Origin of the sequence: Corynebacterium tuberculostearicum (assembly GCF_030229345.1) — a bacterium.
In the GTDB taxonomy this organism is placed as follows: Bacteria; Actinomycetota; Actinomycetes; order Mycobacteriales; family Mycobacteriaceae; genus Corynebacterium; species Corynebacterium tuberculostearicum_G.
The window spans coordinates 89,616-98,278 of the sequence record NZ_JASPGP010000011.1 but is presented as its reverse complement, the minus strand read 5'-3'; the positions used below and the strand labels follow the sequence as shown (position 1 = coordinate 98,278).

General features: G+C 60.7%; 6 protein-coding genes. All 6 read right to left on the bottom strand.

The window, feature by feature from the left end:
* Positions 1-122 precede the first annotated feature (122 nt).
* The 6 genes from secA to mtrA all read right to left on the bottom strand — a co-directional run bounded on the left by secA (position 123) and on the right by mtrA (position 8,661).
* A complete protein-coding gene (secA, locus tag QP884_RS08815; protein ID WP_225745817.1) occupies positions 123-2,708 on the bottom strand; it encodes a preprotein translocase subunit SecA in 2,586 nt (861 codons plus the stop codon).
* 225 nt (positions 2,709-2,933) lie between these two features.
* Entirely contained in the window at positions 2,934-3,578 is a 645-nt protein-coding gene (hpf, locus tag QP884_RS08810) for a ribosome hibernation-promoting factor, HPF/YfiA family (protein WP_049378762.1), read from the bottom strand.
* Between the two features lie 144 nt (positions 3,579-3,722).
* Entirely contained in the window at positions 3,723-4,349 is a 627-nt protein-coding gene (locus QP884_RS08805; RefSeq protein WP_225745818.1) for a ComF family protein, read from the bottom strand.
* A 36-nt stretch (positions 4,350-4,385) separates the two neighbouring features.
* Positions 4,386-6,119 (bottom strand): MtrAB system accessory lipoprotein LpqB, encoded by a 1,734-nt coding sequence (gene lpqB / locus QP884_RS08800; RefSeq protein WP_269954198.1) that lies wholly within the window; start codon positions 6,117-6,119, stop codon positions 4,386-4,388.
* 2 nt (positions 6,120-6,121) lie between these two features.
* Positions 6,122-7,900 (bottom strand): MtrAB system histidine kinase MtrB, encoded by a 1,779-nt coding sequence (gene mtrB / locus QP884_RS08795; protein WP_350309249.1) that lies wholly within the window; start codon positions 7,898-7,900, stop codon positions 6,122-6,124.
* A 68-nt stretch (positions 7,901-7,968) separates the two neighbouring features.
* Positions 7,969-8,661 (bottom strand): MtrAB system response regulator MtrA, encoded by a 693-nt coding sequence (mtrA, locus tag QP884_RS08790; protein WP_284766737.1) that lies wholly within the window; start codon positions 8,659-8,661, stop codon positions 7,969-7,971.
* Between the last annotated feature and the right edge of the window lie 2 nt (positions 8,662-8,663).

Here is an 8,663-nt window from a genome sequence, read left to right as displayed (position 1 = left end):
TACGTGCTCTCAAAGAAAATGCTCCCCACTAGTTGTTGGCAACTGATTTCTCAGTCCAACTAATGGGGAGCAGTTCATCACAAGCGGGGGCGGGGCGGGGTTGGGAAGAAGGACGCCGAAGCCTAGGCTTCTACGGTGCCCTCACCGGTGCCGGAAGCGGTAGCAGCGGATTCGCCGGCCTGCTCCTCTTCCTGCTGCTTGAACTGCTTGCGCAGCATAAACAGCTGGCGGACGGTCTCTTCCTTCACGCCATCGTTCATGGCGTTGAACATCTCGCCGCCCTCCTTCTGGTACTCCACCAGCGGATCGCGCTGCGCCATCGCACGCAGGCCAATGCCCTCCTTGAGGTAGTCCATCTCATAGAGGTGCTCGCGCCACTTCTGGTCAATAATCGGCAGAATGACCATGCGCTCGGTATTTCGCATCTGCTGCTCGCCGCCAATAGCGGTTACAGATTCTTCGAGCTTGTCGTACTCATTATTGGCGTCCTGCACCAGGGCGTCGCGAAGCTGCTCGGCAGAAAGCTCGCCTGGGGAACCATACTCGGAGCCTTCCACCAGCTCCTCATGGGAAATGGTGGGGCCGTAGAGGGAATCCAGCGCATTCCACAGTGCGTCTAGATCCCAGTCCTCGACGTAGCCGGTGGAAGTAGCACCGGCGACATAAGCGGACACGGTGTCATCAATCATGCCGCGAATATTGTCCTGAATATCGCCGGCATCAAGGATGTCGTGACGGGTAGCGTAGACCACCTTGCGCTGCTCGTTGAGCACCTCGTCGTACTTAAGGACGTTTTTACGCATCTCAAAGTTCTGGTTCTCCACCTGCGCCTGGGCGCCCTTGATGGAGTTGGAAACCATCTTGGCCTCGATGGGGACATCGTCCGGAACATTGAGGCGGTTCATCATGTTTTCCATGGACTGGCCCACGAAGCGCACCATCAGCTCATCGCGCATGGACAGGTAGAAGCGGGTCTCACCCGGGTCACCCTGGCGGCCGGTACGACCACGCAGCTGGTTATCAATGCGGCGGGACTCGTGACGCTCAGTACCCAGCACGTAGAGGCCACCGGCCTCGCGTACCTGGTCACCCAGCTTCTTGGAGCGCTCCCTCTCGGAATCGATTTCTGCTTCCCAGGCCTCCTGGTACTTCTCTTCATCCTCGAATGGATCGAGGCCGCGCTCGCGCAGCTTCTCATCGAGGATGACCTCAGGGTTGCCACCGAGCACGATATCGGTACCACGGCCGGCCATATTGGTAGCCACGGTGACGGTGCCGGGGCGGCCCGCACGGGCGATGATCTGGCCCTCTTCCTCGTGGTGCTTAGCGTTAAGCACGTTGTGCTTAACGCCGCGCTTAGACAGCAGCTGGGACAGGTACTCGGAGCGCTCCACGGAGGTGGTACCGACCAGAACTGGCTGGCCGGACTCGACGTGCTCGGCAATATCGTCCACTACGGCAGCAAACTTAGCTTCCTGCGTCTTGTAGATGCGGTCAGAGTGATCGGCACGCTGATTCGGCTTATTGGTAGGAATCGGCACCACATCCAGGCCATAGATGGAGTGCAGCTCGGCAGCCTCGGTTTCTGCCGTACCGGTCATTCCGGAGATCTTCTCGTACAGACGGAAGTAGTTCTGCAGGGTAACGGTAGCCAGAGTCTGGTTCTCGTTCTTGATCTCCACCTGCTCCTTGGCCTCAATGGCCTGGTGCATGCCCTCGTTGTAGCGGCGTCCGGCCAACACGCGGCCGGTGAAACCGTCCACGATCATGACTTCGCCATTGCGAACGATGTAGTCCTTGTCGCGGGTGAACAGCTCCTTGGCCTTCAGGGCGTTGTTCAGGTAGGACACCAGCTGGGAGTGCTCGGGGGCGTAGAGGTTATCGATACCGAGCTGATCCTCGACGTATTCCACGCCCTCTTCCAGCACGCCGATGGTGCGCTTCTTGTGGTCCACCTCGTAGTGGATACCCTCGCGCATGCGCGGGGCCAGCTGGGCGAAGACGCTATAGAACTGGGAGGAACCATCTACCGGGCCGGAGATGATGAGCGGGGTACGGGCTTCATCGATAAGAATCGAGTCAACCTCGTCCACGATGCAGAAGTTGTGACCACGCTGTACCACATCGTTGAGGGAGCGGACCATGTTATCGCGCAGGTAGTCAAAACCGAGCTCATTATTGGTGCCGTAGGTAATGTCGCAATCGTAGGCAGCCTTGCGCTCTGGTGGGCGCATCTCGGACAGAATGACGCCGACGGACAGGCCAAGCCAGCGGTGGACACGGCCCATCATCTCGGCGTCGCGCTTTGCCAAGTAATCGTTAACAGTGACGATGTGGACACCCTTGCCATCAAGGGCATTGAGGTAGGCCGGCAGCAGCGAGGTCAGGGTCTTGCCCTCACCGGTGCGCATCTCGGCGACGTTGCCGAAGTGCAGGGCCGCACCGCCCATGATCTGCACGCGGTAGTGCTTCTGATCGAGGACGCGCCAGGCAGCCTCGCGGACGGTGGCGAAAGCCTCGAGCAAGATGTCATTCATCTCTTCGCCGTCTCGCAGGCGAGTCTTAAACTCGTCGGTCTTTGCCTTAAGTTCGTCGTCCGAAAGCTCCGCGTACTTATCCTCAAGGGCAATTACATCGTCTGCCATTTTGCCCAGGCGCTTGACCGTACGGCCCTCGCCCGCGCGCAGCAGCTTGGAAAGTCCAAACACGGTTAGTTAGTCCTTCTAGTCGCGACAATAAAGTTAACTCGTCGCTATTGTACTCACTCGCTTTCACAAAGCATCTCCCGCCTAGCACATAGGGCGGGCGCGCAGCCTCCGTTCAGCCTGTATAAGCCCCGGCACCTGCTTGCCGACGCCCCCTCCCCTAACCACAAATTCGACCCCACTGCATACACGCAGCAGGGTCGTTAGCTAAGAGAAGTATAAGCTCCTTTAAGCTTCAGCGTCTTCCGATAGGGAGATAATGCCGTAGTCGTAGGCGTGGCGGCGATAAACCACGGACGGCTTATTGTTCTCCTCATTGATAAAAAGGAAGAAGTCGTGGCCCACCAGCTCCATCTCACTCAAGGCATCATCCACGCTCATCGGGGTAGCCGGGTGTTCCTTGGTACGCACGATCTGGCCGGGGCGAACGTCCTCTACAGTCTCAGCATAGGGGTCAACGTAGCGCTCTTCCTTTGCGCGCTCCGCTTCAGCCTGGGCCACCATCTCAGCGGCAATCTCGCCGGTGCCCTTCTGCGCGCGGTGACCGCTCTTGACGTTTTCGCGGCGCACCTTCACCTTGCGCAGGGAGCGCTCCATCTTGCCCAAGGCGGTTTCGAGCGCTGCGTAGAAGGAATCTTCCTTGGCTTCAGCGCGGGCAATGTGCCCCTTGCCCGTAGCGGTGATCTGAATGCGCTCCGCTTCGGAGTCACGGCGCGGATTGGGTTCGTGCTGTAGCTCCACATGGAAGAAGGTCAGGGTGGGGTCAAGGCGTTCAATCTTGGCCAGCTTGTCATTAACTCGCTCTTGGAAGTGTTCGGGAACCTCGACGTTGCGGCCCGTAATCGTTACCTGAGCTTTGTTTGGCTGGGACATTGAGATGCCTCCCTTGAGTAGTGGGGACTAGAATCAATCACAGTAACTATCTCTCTGTGACACTCCTCATGATAGCACTGGTTATGACCTTTGCGGGAAATTTTTTGGCGACTCCCCTACCTCGAGGGTGGGCACCACCCCTATCTAGGCATCCGCAAAGACCAATGCCCCGCAGACTTCTACACCCGTGGCCTGCAGGGCGGCGATGCTGGCGGCAAGGGTGGCGCCGGTGGTAATGACGTCGTCGGCAAGCAGCGCAGGCGCCCGAGCAATAGGCACGCGCACGCGGACTCGGCCCTGCAGGTTGGCCCACCTATCCTGCGCGTTGAGCTCGGACTGGTCCGCGGTGGACTGGCCCATAGTAAGCGCCGCGCACACGCCCACGCGCTGGTGCTGCGCCGCGGTGTGACACACAGCGGACACCGGATCTCCCCCGCGTGCCCGCGCCGAACGCGGCCGAGTAGGCGCGGGAACGAGGGTGAACTCGCGCGGGATATCGCCGCGGGCGCTCAAATGAGCCAGCCCGGCCGCGAAGACGGCCCCCACATACTCGCGCACCGGCCGATTGCCACGCTCCTTCATGCCAATGATGATGCGGCGGCGAATATCGGAATAGGGGCCGAGAGCATAGACAGGCGCGCCCAGCGGCCGGGGCCGCGCCACCATATAGGGCGGCTGCCGCAGGTGATCGCGGCACGGTGGGCACAAGACCTCACCCGGCGCGCCGCACCCAGCGCACGCACGCGGAAAAATAAGCTCCCCCAAGCCCATAATCGCCTCTCCCCAGCCGCGCAGGACCTCTCGCGGCTAATTAGAAACGATAGGGGAAGAACGCCGACCCTGCAGGCCGGAGACCTCGCGCCAATTGGTTTCGTCCATGACGGTGGAAGGAAGCTCCAGCATGGCGTGAGAATCAGTAATGAAGAGCTTGGTGGGCGAGGTTGCCACGGCCACCACGGGGGCGGTGATATTACCGGTAGGCATGGTCGACGCCGAAGAACCATCCTGCTCAATGCGCCAGACGGGCGACTGGCTCGAGGAAGTACCCACGATGAGCGAGCCATCCGCATTCCAGTCCAGCGATAGTGCCGAACCGGATACTTCGGGGCCAACCTCGCGGGCGTTGACGATGCGCTTATCGCCGCTGCTGGATTGAGCAACGGCCGCGATGTACACGTGGCCATCAATAATCATGGCCACGCGCGCACCGCTATGGGACAAGCGGATGACGGAGATTTCGCCCTCGATATCGTCGATGCTGCGGGCATCCACCTCGGATTCGGAGATGCGACCTGTAGTCTTGGAACGCACCACGCGCACGATGCGATCGCCATCAACCACGGTCCAGGCGGCTTGCCCGTTGTACTCGAAGGTCGGCCGTGCCAGTGTGGGGCCCTCCACCGAATCCTGCAGTTGGCCGTCAAGCTCGCCTATCTGCAGCGAGAAGTCATTATTGGATTTGCGGCGCACTGCCGCAACGAGGCCGCTATCGGCAACATCTACGGATTGCACGTCACCGCTGCTGCCCAGCGTGGATTTCACGGGCTCGGCCACACCATCGTCCACCTCGAGCAGGTTGCCCTCATTGAGGGCGTAGAGCTTAGACAAAGAGGTGCTGCTTTCCTCCGGGTTATAGTCCGCGAAGTCATCCACGCTGAGGCTATCCATGCCCTCCACCAAGTCACCGCCATCGGCCTTGACCTTGAAGGGGCCGGTATGGCCGGCTTCCGTGAGCGTCCACACTAGCTGGGCTGCAAAGAGCGTGCGATCTTGGGCGTCTAGGTCAGCAAGGCCCTCGAATTGGTAGCCCTGTTCGCGGTCATAGCCGGCGAAGGTGACATTCTCCCCCGCTGCCCGGCGGGTAGCGGGAGCAATGCTAGATGAAGGTCCCTCCATCAGCAGCGTAAGGAGCGTCGACTCCGATTGTTCGCCGCCCTTATACAGCCAGCGGCGGTCTGGAACCAACACATCGTTGCTCTGCTTAAAGAAGTACAGCGATTGTGGGGTGTAGTGATTGCGCATTTCATTGCGCTCCATTATTACCCCTGCCGGCAAGCCATCGACGCGCCACCTATCGTCTTGCTTCTTCATGTAGATGACGGCCTCGTAGCCCTCATTTTCCGGCACGTACGCACCGCCGGATTTAAGGCGGCCGATGATGGTGCCGCGCACCGTGAAGGCGCGCTCATTATCCCTCGAGCTTTGCTTACTAGCGGGCGCGGTAACGATGTCCAAGCTATCGACCACCATCACATCGCCGCTGGCGTCCCAGGCTTCGCGGGCGTTATCGGTCAGAAAGCCGCGCGCGACCTCATGATCGTTTCCCGGCACGGCGGAAGCCTGGTAGAAATCGCGCAACGTCAAGTCCGGGTCATCGCCGGGTTGCGGTGCAATGACTTCTTCCGGGCCTTCCGGTTGCTGCTGGTAGGTACCGACTACTTGCGGACCGGTGTTATTCGGCAGGGTGGAACAACCGCTGACGAACAGCACGGCCGCTGCGGTGCCGACAACCGCGGTCTTGCGATAGTTCGCTCTCAACACGCTTATTTCCTCCTACCCTCAAAGTCCGGGGCCTTATAGGCGCGCCTGTCCGGGGCGGCCGCGCCGCGGTTAAGCTCGCGTTCCGAAGGCCAGAGGATGCCATCGCCCTCCGCCTCGCCATCGGTGCCTTTTTCGCTCTTGTCGACGTGCGGCGAGCTCATGCCCGATGAAATGGCCGGCGTTGCAGCGGTAGGCCCTGCATCCAGCGCGGCGGCGCCGGTGTCCTGTGCTTCTGGAGCTTCAGCATCGGGTTCTGCCCGCTCACTACCATCCGCAGTGCTGGAGACGGGTGCGCCGGGAATCTCCACAGCGATGGGGGCCTCACCCACCTCGGTATTCGGAGTCCGCGGAATGATGAGGCGGAAGCGGGACCCAAAGCCCTCATAGCCGGTGGCATCTAGCGTGCCGCCGTGCAGGACGGCATCCTCGCGGGCGATAGCCAGGCCCAAACCGGTGCCGCCGGAATGGCGTTTGCGGGAGGAATCCGCACGCCAGAAGCGGTTGAATACCAGCTCTTCCTGGCCAGGCTTTAAGCCCACGCCATGGTCCGTAACGGTAACGCCTACCGCAGTGTCCGTGGCTGCGACGTCTACCGCCACTGGATTGCCTTCCGAGTGGTCAATGGCATTGGCCAGAAGGTTGCGCAAGATGCGCTCGAGGCGGCGGGAATCTGCCTCGACTCCGATGCGCTCCTCCGGCAGGTTGAGCTGGACCTCCACGTCGAGCTCGCGGGCCAAATGCTCCACCTGCCCGTAAGCCGCCTCCACACAGGAGCGCAGATCAATGGCAGCCGTGGAGAGATCCGCCACACCAGCATCGTGGCGAGAAATCTCCAGCAAGTCCGCGAGCAATTCCTCGAAGCGGTCGAGTTCGCTCGACATCAGGCGGGAAGCGCGCTGGGCACCTTGCGGCAGGCTATCGCTTTCGGCCTCAATCATGTCCGCGGCCATGCGCACGGTGGTCAATGGGGTACGCAACTCATGGGAGACGTCAGAGGTAAACTGCCGCTGCAAATCGCCGTACTCCTCCAGCTGCGCAATTTGGGAGGACAGCTTATCGGCCATGTTATTGAAGGACGCGGCCAAGCGACCCATCTCATCATCGCTATCGACGGCCATACGCTCCTTCAAGTGACCCGCCGCCAAGCGCTGCGCAATGCGCGAAGCCGAGCGAATCGGCGTAATAACCTGCTGGGTAGCCAGCCAGGCAATGCCCACCAGCAACACCACGACCACTACACCAGCCGCCGAGAGCAGGCCGCGCATCAGCGCCATAGTGGATTCTTCCGATTCCATGGACAACGCCAGGTAGACCTGCGTATGGGGAATATCGGTATCGGTAGGCGTGCCTACCAGCAAGGCGTTGTAGTGATCACCATTTTCGCGCGGAGCTGGGAAATACTGCTGCGCAATCTGGCCTTGATCCACCATCTCTCGCAGCTGATCCGGCACGGGGAAATCCTCGGGCGAAGTGGTAACAGAGCCATCCTGATTTTCCACCACGATGACTGGCTCATAGACCGCCTGGGCGTCGCCCTGCTGGGCGGAGAGCTGGCCCAACGCAGCACGCGCAGAGTTGATGCGCACCTGGACGGAGTTAGCAGAACTGGTGGCATCGATCTGCTGCTCCACGGCCGTGCGGGCGCGCTCCAGCTCCTGCTGAGCCACGTCCTCCTTCTGGCTGACCAGGCGCTGGGTAAGCACGGACACTAGCGCGTAGGCCAAGATGATCATGACCACCGAAGAGGCGACCAAAATCATGCCAATGACGCGCGCCTGCAAAGAGGTGCGCCACGTTGTAATGAAGGCGTCTCGAATGCGCCTTAGACGCTCTATGATGCCGATGGTCCTTACTCTCCGGCGCCGACCTTGCCGGTCTTATACCCCACGCCGCGCACGGTCAGCACAATCTGCGGGTCTTCCGGATCGTGCTCGATCTTGGCACGCAGGCGCTGGACGTGCACGTTAACCAGGCGGGTATCAGAAGCATTACGATAGCCCCACACGGATTCCAGCAGCGATTCACGCGTATGCACTTGGCCGGGGCGGCGCGCCATTTCCAGCAGCAGGTCAAACTCCAGCGGGGTCAGGTTCAGCTCGGTGCCATCGGTGCGGCGCACGGTATGTTCCGGCACGTCGATGACAAGGTCCGCAACCTCCAGGATTTCAGCTTCCGCAGAATCGGTCCGGCGCAGGCGCGCACGGATGCGGGCGATGAGCTCCTTGGGCTTGAATGGCTTGGTGATGTAATCATCCGCGCCGGATTCAAGGCCGAGCACCACATCAACCGTATCGGTCTTGGCGGTCAGCATAACGATGGGCACGGAGGATTCGCGGCGGATGGCACGGCAAATATCTACGCCATTCATGCCCGGAAGCATGAGGTCCAGCAGGATGAGGTCCGGCTCGTGCTGCTCAAAGGCAGGAACAGCGTCATTGCCGTCCATGACCGGAATGGGCTTGAGCCCCTCGGACTCGAGCACAATGGTCAGCATCTCTGAGATAGCCGGATCGTCATCGACAACCAAAATCTTGGGCGCCACGT

Coding starts and splice junctions, on each gene's coding strand:
- hpf (WP_049378762.1), bottom strand. CDS start 3,578: ATGTCCCAGCCAAACAAAGCTCAGGTAACGATTACGGGCCGCAACGTC.
- QP884_RS08805 (WP_225745818.1), bottom strand. CDS start 4,349: ATGGGCTTGGGGGAGCTTATTTTTCCGCGTGCGTGCGCTGGGTGCGGC.